Source organism: Lysinibacillus sp. C5.1, assembly GCF_016350185.1.
Taxonomy (GTDB): domain Bacteria; phylum Bacillota; class Bacilli; order Bacillales_A; family Planococcaceae; genus Lysinibacillus; species Lysinibacillus sphaericus.
This window is the reverse complement of record NZ_CP066226.1, coordinates 1,544,600-1,559,067: the sequence shown is the minus strand read 5'-3', so window position 1 is coordinate 1,559,067 and position 14,468 is coordinate 1,544,600. Positions and strand designations below refer to the sequence as shown.

The following is a 14,468-nucleotide window of genomic DNA, read 5'->3' as shown; positions in this document are numbered from 1 at the left end:
AAGAATGGTTAATTCGCTACGTTTAGTATTTGATTTTGCTTAAAAATAGACAGACTTATCCCGTTGTTAGCAAAATCGAAAGTTTGAACACGTGTAAAATAAATAGCTATATCTATATTTCCACCTGTTCTCGTAGCGTTTAAATTCATTCCTTTTCACCTCCGTTCAAATTAGTTAGGTATAGCATACCATATTCCATATAATTTGGGAATGTTCAATTTCAACAACTGGAACAACCATCATTGCAAAATTCCACTATTTAGCAATGAAATAATCTAAATGTCACTAATTATATTTAATTTTGATATATACAAATAGCGTAAGTAATTATATACTAGTAAAAATACAATGTTTTCCTGAAATACATACAATTACAGCAAGTTACTTTGCAATACTTGCTGTCTATTTATGTGGACAAAAACGTGGAGGGAATCTATGAAAAATTTAACGATGCAAATGAAAATGAGCTTATTGATTGTAACAGTTATTTTATTTGTTTTAATTGCTGTTGGTATTGTCAATACAAGCGAAATGAAAACGACCATTGAAGCAGAAAATAAAGCACGTCTTAGTCAAATCTATGATTTAAGTGTTTATAATTTAGATCAGGCATTACCTGGCGAATGGCATTTAAAAAATGGGGAGCTGTACAAAGGTGACGCTAAAATAGCAGAAGAAACTGCATTAATTGATAAATTAGGAGAATTATCCCACGCAGCTATTACTATTTTTGCTCAAGATACACGAGTTAACACGAATATACAGGTTGATGGACAACGTGCGATTGGCACAACTGCCGATCCTAAAGTGACAGAAGCAGTGCTTACACAAGGAAGTCTTTACAAAGGAGCAGCTGATGTAGTTGGCAAACCTTATTTTACACAGTATGGACCCATTCAAAATGCGAATGGAGAAACGATAGGTATGATTTTCGCTGGTGTTCCCTCCTCTGAAATCAATGCTATCGAACAAAAAATGCTTCTTAAAATGGCGGTTGTTGCCATCATTGCAGCAATTATCGCTGTCATTGCTGGAACATTGCTTGTGCGTAATATTGTTAAGCCTTTAAAGCGTTTAAATAGGCAGTTGGAAACCATTTCAGCTGGCGAAGGCGATTTAACGCAACAGTTAGTTGTAACAACGAAAGATGAAATCGGAGATCTTGCTACATCCTTTAATGCAATGCTTGCAACACTCCGAAAAATGATGCAACAAGTTGATGAAACAGCCAATGAAGTCTCGGCATCATCTGCTGAGCTTTCTGCAACAGCAGGCTCTACAACAAGAACAACGGAACAACTAACAGCCAATATGCAAGAATTAGCGAGCGGTGCAAGCACCCAAAAACAAAGCGCCAATGAAAATGCAGAAGCCATGCAGGATATTGCAGGCGGTATTCAGCTTGTAACGGAAACAAATATGGAAGTTTCATCTCAAGCTTCAGAAGCGTTTGATACGGCGAAACATGGCGAAAAAACAGCACATGCTATGCAAACTCAAATGCATGCTATGACCGAAGCCGTCTTACAAAGCGTCAATTCAATCGTAGCATTGGATAAACACGCCAATACAATTGGAGACATTGTAGAGGTTATTCATGCTATAGCCGATCAAACAAACTTACTTGCTTTAAATGCATCTATAGAAGCTGCACGTGCTGGAGAACATGGCAAAGGCTTTGCTGTTGTCGCAGAGGAAGTTCGTAAATTAGCCGAGCAATCTAAAACATCTGCCGCTCAAATTACCGAGACTATTCATACAATGCAACAATTAGCAAAAGAAGCAAGCGACTATATGCAACAAAGTGAAAAAGAAGCCGCTTCAAGTGTAGAAATAGTGCGTACAACAAATAGCGCATTTGAGAACATTACAACAAAAGTAGCGGTAGTCACACATAAAATTCAGGAAGTTTCGGGTATTGCAGAGGAGCTATATGCGCGTATTGAACAAGCCAATGCCTCTACCCAAATCATGGCTGAAATTGCGGTTGATGCACGCGAACAATCAAAAGTCGTGACCCAAATTGCCGAGACAAATCTTTACTCTATGGAAGACATTAATAACGCAGCTACAACACTTACAAAAAATGCCGAAACACTTCAAAACCTAATTCATCAGTTTAAATATTAAGGCCAAAAGATTGTTCATCGCGGGAACGCATGGGCAATCTTTTTTATTCTTCTAATCATGAACTTTCACCTTTTTGACAAACACCTTTACCAATGGGACAAGAAAGACAGATACTATCAATACCCTAAATAGCTGAAAAGCGGTCACAATAGTTACATTTGCATGTACAGAAGCCGCTATAATGCCCATTTGATCGAGTCCTCCTGGTACAATACTTAAAAATCCTGTACGGAAATCAAGGCTATACAAATGTTTCATCACAAAAGATAAAACATAAGCAGCACCGATAAAAAGACTTGCTGACGCAAAAGCATAAAATACATGCTTCTTTGATAAATGTAAATCTTCCTTTTTCAATAAAAGACCAATATAAATTCCGATTACTAGCTGTGCTATATGCAGCAATGATAATGGCATCTTTGGCACAGCAACTTCTGCTATATTCAACCCCATTAATAAAAATACCGGTCCTAACATATAGCCTGTTGGAATTTTTACCTTTTGAGCAAGCCACCCTGCTAAGCCGCAAATAAGTAGTAAAGTTAGCAACTGCCAAGAAAAGACTCCATCTACCATGACAAGATTTTCACCAGTGCCTGTCACCATTAATGGCACAAAGCCAACGATTAAAAGGACTCGCAATACCTGATAAAACGTAATGACAGCCATATTCATATTGCCTTGCTCCTCGGCAAATGCAATAATTTGTGTCATGCCTCCTGGTACACAACATGTGAGCGCAGTGGAAAAATCTAAATCCGTACGCCTTGCAACTAAAAAACTGATGGCAAAAAATAAAATAGTAAAAATTATATTTAGCACAATTATACTGCCTAAAAACTGTTGAATATCCTGAATGGCTTCTTTAGTAAAAGCAAATCCAATGGAGTAGCCCGCCACGACTAATCCAATATTGCGGAAATAACGATGCCATCGCAACTGTATGTTTGTAAATAACTGCACGCAAAGTACAGCGGCAATAGCCCCTAACAACCACGGCATCGGAATATGTAAAAGTTGAAATAAAAGCGCTCCTAACAACCCTATACATAGTGTTAGGAACATCTGCTTATAAAATGTAAACATTGCTAGCAACCCCTCAAGAATGAATAGTTCTATTATGACGTGAACATCCCCAATTTACTACCCATGCCTTTTACTCAACGTGCCTGTCACCAAAACAAATTTGAATATTCAAAAAATTATAAATGCATTGGAAATAATTAATGGTAGTTGCCGTTATTGTATAAAACAAACCTGTTAGTCATTAATTTTTACCACTTATTAAACATTTAGCCTTCGTTAAAAATTTCTATGCTACATTAATATTAAGCTGATTCAGTACATAAATGCCCTTTTCTTTTACGGGAGATGAGGTTATACGATTACCAAAGGAGGCCTCCAATGAAAATTCATTTAACCATTAATAGTACGCTAGAAGAAACAGAGATTCATATACATGCAAAAGAATACAACGAACATATTGAAAAATTAATGAAGCAATTACAAGCAGTCCAAACAACCATGCTTGATGGCTATTTACAACAGGAAATTCATCTAATCAAAATCACAGATATTTATTCGATTTTTGCTGAAGGGGCAAAAGTTTTTTTGCAGACCGAGGAGCAAGAATTTGAGTCCAAACGCAAGTTATATGAGCTAGAAGCCCAATTAGCAAAAGACTTTGCAAGAGTTAGCAAATCGACGCTCGTCAATATCAATAAAATTTCATCTATTCAAATGGGTAAAATTGGCGCAACAGAGTTACTGCTTGAAAATGATGTATCCATTCATGTTAGCCGAAAATATTTAAAAGAATTAAAACGCCAATTAGGTATAGGGAGGGAATTATAATATGAAAATATTACGCATGATGATAATTGGACTACTGATTTCACTAAGCTCATCTTACATTTTAGTAACAATAAGTGTTATGTCGAATCATTCAACAATAGTAGGAGCAGAACTTTTCGAACAAATAATCATAGCCGCCATACTTGGTGTTGTAATAGGTTCACTATCCCTCATCTTTGAAATAGAACGTTTAGCATTTTCTATTCAGCTCATTGCACATTTTATTGCTGTGACATGTTGCGTAATGATTGCTGGTTATTTTGGGCATTGGTTTGAGCACTCGAGCATACTGTATGTGCTTGTAGCGGAAATTATCATTTACTCCATCGTATGGTGCATTTTATATGTACTGCAAAAAAACGATATTGAAGAAATCAATAATCAAATCCAAAAAAGAAAGGAATAGACGAATATGACATTTGCCATTCAAGTTGACCACTTACAAAAGCACTATGGCGAGCATTTAGCTGTAAAAGGAATTTCTTTCAAGGTGGAGCAGGGCTCCCTCTTTGCATTTTTAGGTGCTAATGGCGCCGGTAAATCGACGACCATCGAAATTTTATGTACACTACTACAAAAATCTAGTGGTACCGTTACGATTAACGGTTATACACTTGATGATAAATCACATAATGCAAAAATACGCAAATCTATCGGCGTTGTTTTTCAGCAAAGCCTCCTAGATGACCGATTAACCGTTCGAGAAAATATCCTGCACCGTGGCAAAACATATGGCTTATCGAAAGCACAGCTGACAAAAAATTATCAATTCGTCTCGACCTATTTACATTTAGATGATATTGAACTGCAAAAATACGGGACATTATCAGGCGGACAAAAAAGACGCGCGGATATCGCTCGGGCACTTATTCATCGGCCACAAATTTTATTTTTAGACGAGCCTACAACTGGTCTCGACCCCCAAACACGCCAATTTGTTTGGCAAGCAATCAAACAACTTCAGGCTGAAACAAATATGACCGTATTTTTAACTACGCACTATATGGAAGAAGCTGCCGTGGCGCATCAGGTGATTGTCTTAAAACAAGGTCGTATTGTCGCTGAAGGAACCCCTGATGCCTTAAAAACAAAATATGCCTACGACCAGATGACACTTGTATTTCATGATCGTTCATTAGGGCTGAAGTGGCTTAAGGAAAATACCTTACCGTACACAGAAAAGCTAGGCATTTTCTATGTTCGAGTTAGCTCTACACTGACAGCACTTACACTTTTAAAAAGTGCCGAGCCCCTATTAGCCTCTTTTGAAGTTATGAAGGGCACGATGGATGATGTCTTTCTTCATATCATGGCACAAGGAGATGGTACAAATGGAAGCAATGATTAGCTTAATACAGCGCAATAGTAAAGTTTTTAGAAGAGATAAAACCCAAGTCTTTTTCTCTCTGCTTTCCGTCATTATTGTGATTGTTCTTTACGCAATTTTTCTCCAAAAAATGCAGGTGGGTGCGATTGAGCAAGTAACAGAGGCTACTCCTGAGTTGATTACAATGGTCAATGAATGGCTTGTTGCTGGTCTATTATCAATGATGGCGGTTACGACAACTTTAGGTGCATTTGCCATTGCGGTGCGCGATATGGAGTCAAAAGCAACTGCAGATTTTCTCACAGCTCCTATTTCTCGTGCAACGATTCACATGAGCTATGTATTGAACGCTTTTATTATCGGTTGTCTGTTCTCCTTCGTAGCGCTAATAGGCTGTGAGATTTTCATTGTATCAACTGGCGGAAAGCTACTTAGTTTTAGCGCCTTCATCAACGTGATTGGCATACTTTTATTATCCGTATTCCTTGCGAGCGTATTTAATATGTTTCTTGTATTATTTGTTAGCACGCAAAATGCCTTTTCTACATTAAGTACAATCGTTGGTACAGTACTCGGTTTTTTATGTGGTGTTTATGTCCCTGTGGGCGTCCTCCCTAGCTTTGCTCAACAACTAATCATGTATTTTCCAATTAGTCATACTACATTACTATTGCGAAATGCCTTTATGGAAAGCTCGATTGTGAAAGTTTTTGATGGCGTTCCGACGGAGCATGTGGAAAGCTATAAACTGAATTATGGTATTACTTATGAGCTAAATGGCCATGCTGTTAGCCTAACTACAAGTTATATAATTATTTTAATAACTATTGTTCTCCTTGCTCTATTATCAATTATTATTTTCAAAAAGAAAAATCACTAGGTTCATTTAAGATACACATCGGCGATAAATGCGGTGTGTATTTTTTTATTGCTTTTTAACAAACGTTTTGTTATTTTAAATATAAATAAGCAAACAAAAATTAAATACGTTTGTTTTTTAGAGGAGGTTCCATATGGATCTAAACCAATTATTTTGGCAGGCTTCTATCGAGGACATTAAGCAAGGCTACACAGATGAAGATACACACTACACTTGCCTTCTTTGTGGAGAGAAAATTGAAAAAGGGATTATATATCCACATGAAAATGTCCTGTATGAAGCAAAAAAATTTATGCAACATCATATTTCGGCTGCACACCAATCTGTTTTTCACTACTTAAATGGATTAAATAAAAAAATGACAGGCTTAACGGACCATCAAAGTCACATTTTGCGTTTATTTTACGAAGGTAAAACCGATCAGGCCATTAAAGAAGAGCTTGCCATTGGCAGTGCCACAACGATTCGTCACCACCGTTTTGCCTTAAAAGAAAAAGAACGTCAGGCTAAAACATTTCTTGCCATGATGGAACTATTAAAAGAACAAGGTCAAAAGGAAGAACCTTTTGTCCCTATTCACAAAACAGCTACGATGGTGGATGATCGCTATAACATCACCTTGGCCGAAGAACAACAGCTACTGGCTAAATACTTCCCTCATGGCATTGGGCAGGAGCTTGTCCGCTTTCCAAAACGAGAAAAACATAAAATTGTTGTGCTCCGTGCCATTACAAAGCTTCTTGATGAGTCAACACACTATACAGAAAAGGAACTTAATGCAATTATCCAGCCGATGTATGAGGATTATGTACAAATTCGTCGCTATTTAATTCAATATGGATTTATGGATCGTCAGGATGATGGTAGTGCATATTGGGTAAAAAAATAAGAAAGTAGGGTTATGAATGGACCACAAAAAAGAATTAAAAGAACTTTATAAAGAAATGAAAATTGAAGCAGGCGTTTTTACCATGACGAACAAACAAAATGGCAAAGTGTTTGTTGGTAGCTTCAATAACTTAAAGCGCCTAAATGGCTTTCAGTTTATGCTAAAGACAAATACGTATACAAATAAAGCGTTACAAGCAGATTACAATACATTTGGTACGGATGCCTTTCAGCTCGAAGTAGTGGAGTATTTGAAGCAGAAAGAAGAGGGATTTTTTGATGCCAAAAAAGAACTCGAAAAGCTTGAACAAAAATGGCTTGAAGAGCTACAACCTTATGGTGAACAAGGCTATAACTCTTGAGAATTGTTTGCGTGACTGGCACTCAAATGCCTATTTCCTGTTGTGCTTTTTTTGTTAGCTTTTCGAATACGAGCTCGTAGGAATGCTGAATTAAATGTTCAAGTAACTCGTTCGGTATATTGGCATCTAAATAAATAGAATTCCAGTGTGTTTTGTTCATATAGTACCCTGGAATAATGCCTTCATAGGATTCTCTTAATTCTTCTGCACGACTAGGTGCACATTTTAACGTAATAATCGGCTTTCTCGTTGCATCCCCGCCCATCATGGCAAACATTTTGCCACCGATATGATAGCGATCAGCCTGCCATTCGTCCTTGTAATCATGCGTTGTGCCACGAAGTTTTAAACAATACGAATGAATGCTATCTTTTTGCATGTTTACTCCTTTCTTCAACAAAAATTTAAAAACACACGTTCGATTATATTATAATCAATTACGTGTGTTTTTAAAATACATTTTTTGCAAATGATTGAACTTTCCTATCATTTGGAACCGCGGTCAAACATACCAATCACTTCTGTTGTTTGCAAAATATTCACAAACGCTTTTGCATCTGCTTCTTTTATTAGGCTTTTCACTTCAGCAAGCTGATAACGTGTAATGACGGTAATCAGCACTTTTCGCCCTTCTCCTGAATAGCCACCTTTCGCATCCATCATCGTAATCCCTCGATGCAGCCTAGCTAACAGTTGTTGTTTCACATCTTCACCGTTGCTAGTAATAATCATTAGCGTCAGTTTAATATTACTCGTATGGATGGTATCAACAACTTTTCCAGTGGCATATATCGAAACGAGCGTCAGCAAAGCGGCATCCCAACTAAAAACAAAACCTGAAATCGCTACTACGACCCCGTTCATAGCTGAAATAAGTACCCCCAGTGGAAAATCCCTTTTGCGACTCAACAACATCGCAATAATATCAAAGCCACCTGAGGAGCCAGATGCGCGAAAAATCAAACCTACACAAAGGCCCACAATAACCCCACCAAATAAGGAAGCTAAAATCGGTTCCTGTGTTGCCTTATAAATCGGAATAATTAACAAGGCGATAGACATCACCGCAACTGAAAGAATTGTATAAGCAATAAAACGTTTCCCTAACTTCATTACACCTAATATAAGCAAGGGCAAGTTTAATAAAAGATTTAACACACCTGTATTCAACGGCGTTACGATGCCAAGCATAATGGCAATCCCACTTAATCCACCACTTAAAATCTCATGCGGTATTAATAAAAAATTATAAGCAAATGCCATTAAAATGGATGCAAGCGTTATAATAACAATATTGCGCATAAACTCCCCTACCATTCTAAAACGAACAAATTTTGATCAACTTATCGTTAGAATACCCAATTTATTCGTCTGAAAAACCTCGGCAATTGTGGATTATTAAACTTCCATCATTACCTCGTTTTTTTCTGTTCTTCTTTTATCGGCTTTTCTTTGATTGGTTCTTCGGTTTCCGCTACTTTCATAATGCGGTCAAGCATGGTTGGATGCGTATAGCGGAACCATTTCACAAGAAGCGGTGGATTCACTTCACTTAATCCTGATATGGTAAGCTTTTGGAATGCCGTTACAGCTGCCTGACGATCGTCCATCATTGATATGGCATATTGATCAGCTCGTGTTTCTTGATATCTTGATATAAAATTCGATAAGGGGCTCGAAGCAAATAATAAAAAGGATGTAATAAGTAAAAATAGTGGCAAAGAATTGATGTCACTTATTTTTGTAATTTTTAATGCATGTCCGTAACGGGCTATTACCCACCGCATAATTTTCGCTGTTATCCAAAGCCCGACTAAGGTCATTAATAAATAACCCGCAATGCCAAAGTAAATATGTTTCTCAACATAATGCCCCATCTCATGTGCCATAATAAATAAAATTTCATTATCTGTTAAACGATTTAACGTCGTATCCCACAGCACAATTCGTGAATTACTACCAATACCCGTCACATAAGCATTTAATGCATTGGTCTTTTGAGCCATATTCACTTCATACACATGCTCTGCCGGAATATCCGCTTGTTCTGCTATTGCTAATATTTTCGTTTCTAGCTCCTTGTTTTTTAGCGGATAAAAATCATTGTATAACGGATCAATTACAACGGGCTGAATAAACATTACAAAAATTGTAAAGGGAATCGTTAATATCCACGCATATAGCCACCATCTCTTGGCACTCTTTTTCATAAGCCAATAAAGAACGGATACGATAATAAAAGTCATGCCAAAGTTAACCCAAAAATCAATGACACCATCACGCATCCAAGACGGAAAAGCTTGAGTGCTAATGCCATAGCTTTTACTTAAATAGTAACGATAGTATTCAATTGGGAAAAGGACTACATACAACAAAAACGATAATAAAAATAAATAGGCAGCATTTTGTAACGGCTTCCTTTTCGTTTGGGACGTCGAAACTTTTTCAAAATAGCGAGAAACACCCATTAACAAAATCACAATATAAGCAAGCCATTCAAATGGTGTTACTACAAAAAATAAGAAATTTCGTATCTTCGAATATTCCAGACTTAAGTTTAGTTCTTTTTCAGACATAAACATAACTGGGTCCGCAACGGAGCCTTGAAACGCTCGCGGTATTGTGCCACCACCACTATGAAATATATACCAATACATGCCCAGAACGTAGGCACCAAATATTAGTAGTGCCACAACTCCCATTTTTTTCGCTATGTTATTTCCCCCTTACTCCACACAAAGTTCGTCCTATAGTAAGTGTAAGCTAAATTAAAAAAGTTAGAACAAAGTTTATAGGTTTTATTTTCACGCTTTGACCAATTCACTCCATAGTCAACACGATATTTATTACCTACTAGGCTGTTCCTTATCCATACTTATTTTAAAGCCGTAAATTAACAAAAAAATCCCGTGAACGTATCACGAAATTTTTTTTCATCCGTATTTAACAATATTATTGCAGGTCCTCGTTCTTCGCGGGTATTTGTCTTTGTTCCGCGGGTAAAACCTCTTACTTCGCGGGTATTTTACCTTGTTCCGCGGGTAAAACCTCTCACTTCGCGAGTATTTTACCTTGTTCCGCGGGTAAACTCTCACTTCGCGGGTATTTCACCTTGTTCCGCGGGTAAAACCTCTCACTTCGCGGGTATTTCACCTTGTTCCGCGGGTAAAACCTCTTACTTCGCGAGTATTTTACCTTGTTCCGCGGGTAAACTCTCACTTCGCGGGTATTTCACCTTGTTCCGCGGGTAAACTCTCACTTCGCCGGTATTTTACCTTGTTCCGCGGGTAAAACCTCTCATTTCGCGAGTATTTCACTTTGTTCCGCGGGTAAAACCTCTCACTTCGCGGGTATTTCACTTTGTTCCGCGGGTAAACCTCTCCACTCCGCGGGTATTCTTATTGCTCCATTACAAAGGCTGTTTTTCCACGTTGATCCGCACTAAGATATCCAACTGCTGCTAGCTGATCATGCCATACTTGCTCAATTACTGCAGCTTTTGTGGCGTCGTCTTCTTTAGTAGATAGTTCTATCATAACATCCCCTTGATAATGCCAAACCTCGATATCAGCCTCATAGCCTGCATAACTTCCTTTATAGGTTGTTGCATTGGCAGGCCCATACACGATGGCTTGCGATAACGTGTTGTTATACCATGTTGCCGAATCCCAATTTAACATTTTCTTTGGAACATTATCTAAAATCATTTTTTTCGCAGCATTTTCATCCACTGCATCGAAAGAAACTTTAGTCGTTGCTTTTAACGATTCTTTGCGACTAATTGTAAATGTACGATTTCCCCCCTTAATATCCATTTCAAACTTATAGTTAGATTCATCCCCTGTAAAGCCGTGGCTTTGGGTGATTGCTAGTGCTTCGTCAAGCGGTGTATTCAGAAATCTCTTTTTATACGTAATATCGATTTTCGTGCTATCTTTATAGACACGTAAACGGTTGTTATAGTCTGCATTTAAAAAATTTTTATTATTTGTATCGAAATAGTAAATCTTTACTTCATCTTTTTTCGTTGCTGCAAAAAGTTTTAAAATGGCTGATTCATTAAATAAATCCGTTCGCAAATTATATTTAATCTCATGACTAGGCTCTATTGCTGCTTTCACTTGTACTGTATTCAATAGGCCAAGCGTGCCCAGTACCATGGCCATTACGACCAATTTCAGTGCAACTCTTTTAAAATGATTCACCCTATACCCGCCTCTTTTCCGATTAAAGTTAATAGTGTTGTTTCTTCATTTGTAAAATGGCTGTGAAAATAAATGGTTTTCTCAGCATTTATGTGCTTGGACAGGGCAATAATATCCTCATAATCCGGATGTGTTTTGTAAAAAAACTGTTTTACTTGTTGGGGTGCTAATGATTGAGTATAACTAGCTTTATTCAAATATCCTGTAAAGATAACAATTGCTGATGGACTATTTTTGAGTAGTTGCGATATTGTTGCTTCCTCTCGCTCTGGAACAAAATAAATAGCATTTTCCTCCACAGTCTTCTCTTGTAAACATTCACTTCTAAACAACGGCAATATCGGAGTAGGTACCACATTTTCAGGTGCTGCATAGTAATCTTCAAACAATGGGAACAACTGATGATCAATACACACTTTTCTTGTACTATGCGCAAAAAGATAAATTGCAATATCAGCCGTTTTGCCTGAAAAGGACGAAGGGAAAATAATCGGTCTACTAGCGTTCGTACAAATAAACTCCACTATTTGTTGCAATACTTCTTCGTTCTTAATGGTCTTTTCAACATGCCCACTATCGATAAACGCGACGTTATACTTCCCACAATCCTCATACGGAAGATTCGCCTTTAATAGATAGGAATCTAAAACATAGTCTCCCGAAAAAAATATCACCTCCCCCAAAAATCGAATGCTGTACCAAACACTTCCTATTAGATGCCCACTAAAACCCCATTGAAAAGAAAGATGCTGATTAATATGTAACCAATAACCAATCGATTCTGGTGAAAAGGTTTGAATGTTTGGATAAGCGTGTTTTAATTGTTTTGCTGTCATCTCACTCATAATTAGTTGACCATTGTAACCCCACTGTTCCAGTAAAGGAAGCGCGCCGACATGATCAATATGCGAATGAGAAATAAACACAGCATCAAGTTTTGCCACATGAGCGGGAGTTAAGGTTGGCATCGTTTTTTCCCGATTATTCATGACACCACAATCAAGTAATATCGCTCGTCCGTCCTTTTCGAGATAAAAGCAATTTCGTCCGTACTCTCCAACCCCTCCTAAAATCTCTACATTAAGCACGTACATGTCCTCCCCATCTTTGAAGCCAATTTAATAGGAACATAAAAACAACGGTCATCGCGACTGTAATAACTGCAACAGCCATTCCTATCCCAACATTGCCTTGTTCAAATTGGCTGTAAATAAATGTTGCGCCTGTCTCAACTGAAGGAGGCAAAATAAGGAGACCCGCGACTAGTTCGCGCATTGAAATAATAAATGTCATCATCATACCAGCAAGTATTCCTTGCATTAGCAGGGGGATGATGATAGCTCGATACACGTCCCAACTATTGCGTCCAAAAATCGCAGCTGATTGGAAAATAGATTGATCTAGCTGTGATAGTGAGGATTTTGTATATTGCACAGCGTAGGGTAAGAACAGCACACAATAAGTCACAACAACCATCGCCTTTGTATTGTAAATGGTTGCTGGTAACCATGGGGCATTCCAAAACATAATTAAGCCGACAACAAAGACGATACCAGGAATAATATTCGGCATTAGACTAAAGAAATCTAATAGTTGTTGCTTTTTCGTTTCTCCCTTTTTAATGTAAAGGGCAATAAATAAACCAATTATCGCTGTAATCACTGCTGTAAGTATTGAAAAAACAACGCTATTTAAAAATGCCGTTAAGCCAGCGCTACCACTAGTAAAGACAGCCTGATAAGACGCTAATGTGAAATTGCCTGCACGTAAACCGTCTCCCCTTACTTTTTGTAGCGAGGTTACAATTATTGAAAAGTAAGGAATACCGATTGCAAACAATAATACAAAACCTACATAAAACCATGATCCCAATTGGATAAACCATTTATCTTTTATTTCACGTGCAGCGGGCGTTTTTCCTGAAAGTACGCTATATGTAAACTTTCGTCCGATAAGATTTTGAAAATACCAGATAATAAGACATACGGAAAGCAAAAATACAGAAAGCGATGTAGCCATTCGAATATCTACTGGCCACCTTGAAAGATAAGCATGAATTTCTGTCGTAAAAACATGAAAACCGATACGGCTTCCAAACGTAGCAGGCGTCCCGAATTCCGCTAGCGTTTTAATGAAAATTAACAATACCCCAAGAACATAACTAGAAATAAGTAACGGCAGTATTACTTGTAGCCAGTTGCGCAAAGAGCTACGTCCGAAAATAAGTGCAGCATCCAAAAAGGAACCATTTATTCTAAGCAACGTATTTTTCAGCATTAAGTATAGAAAAGGAAATAGATGTAGACTCATAACCATGACCATGCCAAATAAAGAAAAAAAGGCATCAGACAACCAAGCTGTGCCTGGCACTAGTTGCTGTAAAAATCCATTATTTTGCATAAATAATATCCATCCCATGGAACCGATATAAGGGGGTGTCATAAAAGGAATCGTTAGGACAATATCTAGCCAATCATATTTTTGTAAAGTTGTTTTCGTGCGAATGAATGCCATAGGCAATGCTAATATCGTCGTACCTAAAATAACCAATACACCTAATAATAATGAGTTGCCCAAAGTCTGCCATAATCTTTCATTAGCAAACATGCTACTAAATTGTGAAACATCAACTAGACCATCATGGACAAATGTATAATACATAATGGCTATTAATGGTGCGATCGCAAACGTTGCGACAATCGTCAATAACAAGCCAAAACTTCGTCTGCTTTCCATTATCATGTTGCGTTATTCCTTTCAAAGAGCTTTATTTTCGAAAAATTCGCAATAGTCAGTATTATAAAGTGATGACTGACCAATAG

15 protein-coding genes are annotated in these 14,468 nt (G+C 37.6%); 7 read left to right on the top strand and 8 right to left on the bottom strand.

Annotation, left to right across the window (positions count from 1 at the left end):
- Positions 1-8 precede the first annotated feature (8 nt).
- Positions 9-149, bottom strand: a complete 141-nt coding sequence (locus tag I5435_RS07320) for an RAxF-45 family protein (protein WP_279633374.1) — start codon at positions 147-149, stop codon at positions 9-11.
- 286 nt (positions 150-435) lie between these two features.
- On the opposite strand from I5435_RS07320, the gene I5435_RS07315 reads away from it, so the two are divergent.
- Positions 436-2,130, top strand: coding sequence for a methyl-accepting chemotaxis protein (locus I5435_RS07315; protein ID WP_024362368.1), 1,695 nt, complete (start codon positions 436-438; stop codon positions 2,128-2,130).
- Between the two features lie 51 nt (positions 2,131-2,181).
- Here I5435_RS07315 and I5435_RS07310 read toward each other — a convergent pair whose 3' ends face one another.
- The gene (locus tag I5435_RS07310) at positions 2,182-3,216 is read right to left on the bottom strand and encodes an AbrB family transcriptional regulator (RefSeq protein WP_229389091.1); all 1,035 of its coding nucleotides are present in this window, start codon (positions 3,214-3,216) and stop codon (positions 2,182-2,184) included.
- A gap of 318 nt (positions 3,217-3,534) precedes the next feature.
- Here I5435_RS07310 and I5435_RS07305 point away from each other — a divergent pair, with 318 nt between their 5' ends.
- From I5435_RS07305 to I5435_RS07280, 6 genes are all read left to right on the top strand, one after another.
- The gene (locus I5435_RS07305; RefSeq protein WP_337983509.1) at positions 3,535-3,984 is read left to right on the top strand and encodes a LytTR family DNA-binding domain-containing protein; all 450 of its coding nucleotides are present in this window, start codon (positions 3,535-3,537) and stop codon (positions 3,982-3,984) included.
- Between the two features lies 1 nt (position 3,985).
- Complete coding sequence (locus tag I5435_RS07300; protein ID WP_108030395.1) at positions 3,986-4,390, top strand: DUF3021 domain-containing protein; 405 nt, start codon at positions 3,986-3,988, stop codon at positions 4,388-4,390.
- A 6-nt stretch (positions 4,391-4,396) separates the two neighbouring features.
- Entirely contained in the window at positions 4,397-5,332 is a 936-nt protein-coding gene (locus I5435_RS07295) for an ABC transporter ATP-binding protein (protein WP_337983508.1), read from the top strand.
- Entirely contained in the window at positions 5,316-6,191 is an 876-nt protein-coding gene (locus I5435_RS07290) for an ABC transporter permease (RefSeq protein WP_337983507.1), read from the top strand. Before I5435_RS07295 ends, I5435_RS07290 begins: the two co-directional genes overlap by 17 nt.
- Before the next feature lie 133 nt (positions 6,192-6,324).
- Complete coding sequence (locus tag I5435_RS07285) at positions 6,325-7,080, top strand: DUF2087 domain-containing protein (protein ID WP_024362374.1); 756 nt, start codon at positions 6,325-6,327, stop codon at positions 7,078-7,080.
- A 16-nt stretch (positions 7,081-7,096) separates the two neighbouring features.
- Positions 7,097-7,441: a GIY-YIG nuclease family protein gene (locus I5435_RS07280; protein ID WP_024362375.1), complete on the top strand. Its 345-nt coding sequence runs from the start codon at positions 7,097-7,099 to the stop codon at positions 7,439-7,441.
- 22 nt (positions 7,442-7,463) lie between these two features.
- Here the strand turns inward: I5435_RS07280 and I5435_RS07275 are convergent, their stop codons facing one another.
- The 6 genes from I5435_RS07275 to I5435_RS07250 form a co-directional block, all read right to left on the bottom strand.
- A complete protein-coding gene (locus tag I5435_RS07275) occupies positions 7,464-7,820 on the bottom strand; it encodes an MmcQ/YjbR family DNA-binding protein (protein ID WP_024362376.1) in 357 nt (118 codons plus the stop codon).
- A 107-nt stretch (positions 7,821-7,927) separates the two neighbouring features.
- Positions 7,928-8,743: a YitT family protein gene (locus I5435_RS07270; RefSeq protein WP_024362377.1), complete on the bottom strand. Its 816-nt coding sequence runs from the start codon at positions 8,741-8,743 to the stop codon at positions 7,928-7,930.
- 110 nt (positions 8,744-8,853) lie between these two features.
- Positions 8,854-10,155, bottom strand: coding sequence for a M48 family metallopeptidase (locus tag I5435_RS07265; RefSeq protein WP_025219018.1), 1,302 nt, complete (start codon positions 10,153-10,155; stop codon positions 8,854-8,856).
- Positions 10,156-10,839: 684 nt separating this feature from the next.
- Complete coding sequence (locus tag I5435_RS07260; RefSeq protein WP_258842256.1) at positions 10,840-11,646, bottom strand: hypothetical protein; 807 nt, start codon at positions 11,644-11,646, stop codon at positions 10,840-10,842.
- Positions 11,643-12,734, bottom strand: coding sequence for an MBL fold metallo-hydrolase (locus I5435_RS07255; RefSeq protein WP_258842255.1), 1,092 nt, complete (start codon positions 12,732-12,734; stop codon positions 11,643-11,645). Before I5435_RS07255 ends, I5435_RS07260 begins: the two co-directional genes overlap by 4 nt.
- Positions 12,727-14,388 carry an ABC transporter permease gene (locus tag I5435_RS07250; RefSeq protein WP_024362381.1) on the bottom strand — a complete coding sequence of 554 codons (1,662 nt, stop codon included), beginning with the start codon at positions 14,386-14,388 and terminating at the stop codon, positions 12,727-12,729. Before I5435_RS07250 ends, I5435_RS07255 begins: the two co-directional genes overlap by 8 nt.
- Positions 14,389-14,468: the final 80 nt, after the last annotated feature.

Bases quoted from the DNA above. Each gene is read 5' to 3' on its own strand.
- I5435_RS07300 (WP_108030395.1), top strand. From the start codon at position 3,986: ATGAAAATATTACGCATGATGATAATTGGACTACTGATTTCACTAAGC.
- I5435_RS07310 (WP_229389091.1), bottom strand. From the start codon at position 3,216: ATGTTTACATTTTATAAGCAGATGTTCCTAACACTATGTATAGGGTTG.
- I5435_RS07315 (WP_024362368.1), top strand. From the start codon at position 436: ATGAAAAATTTAACGATGCAAATGAAAATGAGCTTATTGATTGTAACA.
- I5435_RS07250 (WP_024362381.1), bottom strand. From the start codon at position 14,388: ATGATAATGGAAAGCAGACGAAGTTTTGGCTTGTTATTGACGATTGTC.
- I5435_RS07285 (WP_024362374.1), top strand. From the start codon at position 6,325: ATGGATCTAAACCAATTATTTTGGCAGGCTTCTATCGAGGACATTAAG.
- I5435_RS07275 (WP_024362376.1), bottom strand. From the start codon at position 7,820: ATGCAAAAAGATAGCATTCATTCGTATTGTTTAAAACTTCGTGGCACA.
- I5435_RS07270 (WP_024362377.1), bottom strand. From the start codon at position 8,743: ATGCGCAATATTGTTATTATAACGCTTGCATCCATTTTAATGGCATTT.
- I5435_RS07295 (WP_337983508.1), top strand. From the start codon at position 4,397: ATGACATTTGCCATTCAAGTTGACCACTTACAAAAGCACTATGGCGAG.
- I5435_RS07280 (WP_024362375.1), top strand. From the start codon at position 7,097: ATGGACCACAAAAAAGAATTAAAAGAACTTTATAAAGAAATGAAAATT.
- I5435_RS07305 (WP_337983509.1), top strand. From the start codon at position 3,535: ATGAAAATTCATTTAACCATTAATAGTACGCTAGAAGAAACAGAGATT.
- I5435_RS07320 (WP_279633374.1), bottom strand. From the start codon at position 149: ATGAATTTAAACGCTACGAGAACAGGTGGAAATATAGATATAGCTATT.
- I5435_RS07290 (WP_337983507.1), top strand. From the start codon at position 5,316: ATGGAAGCAATGATTAGCTTAATACAGCGCAATAGTAAAGTTTTTAGA.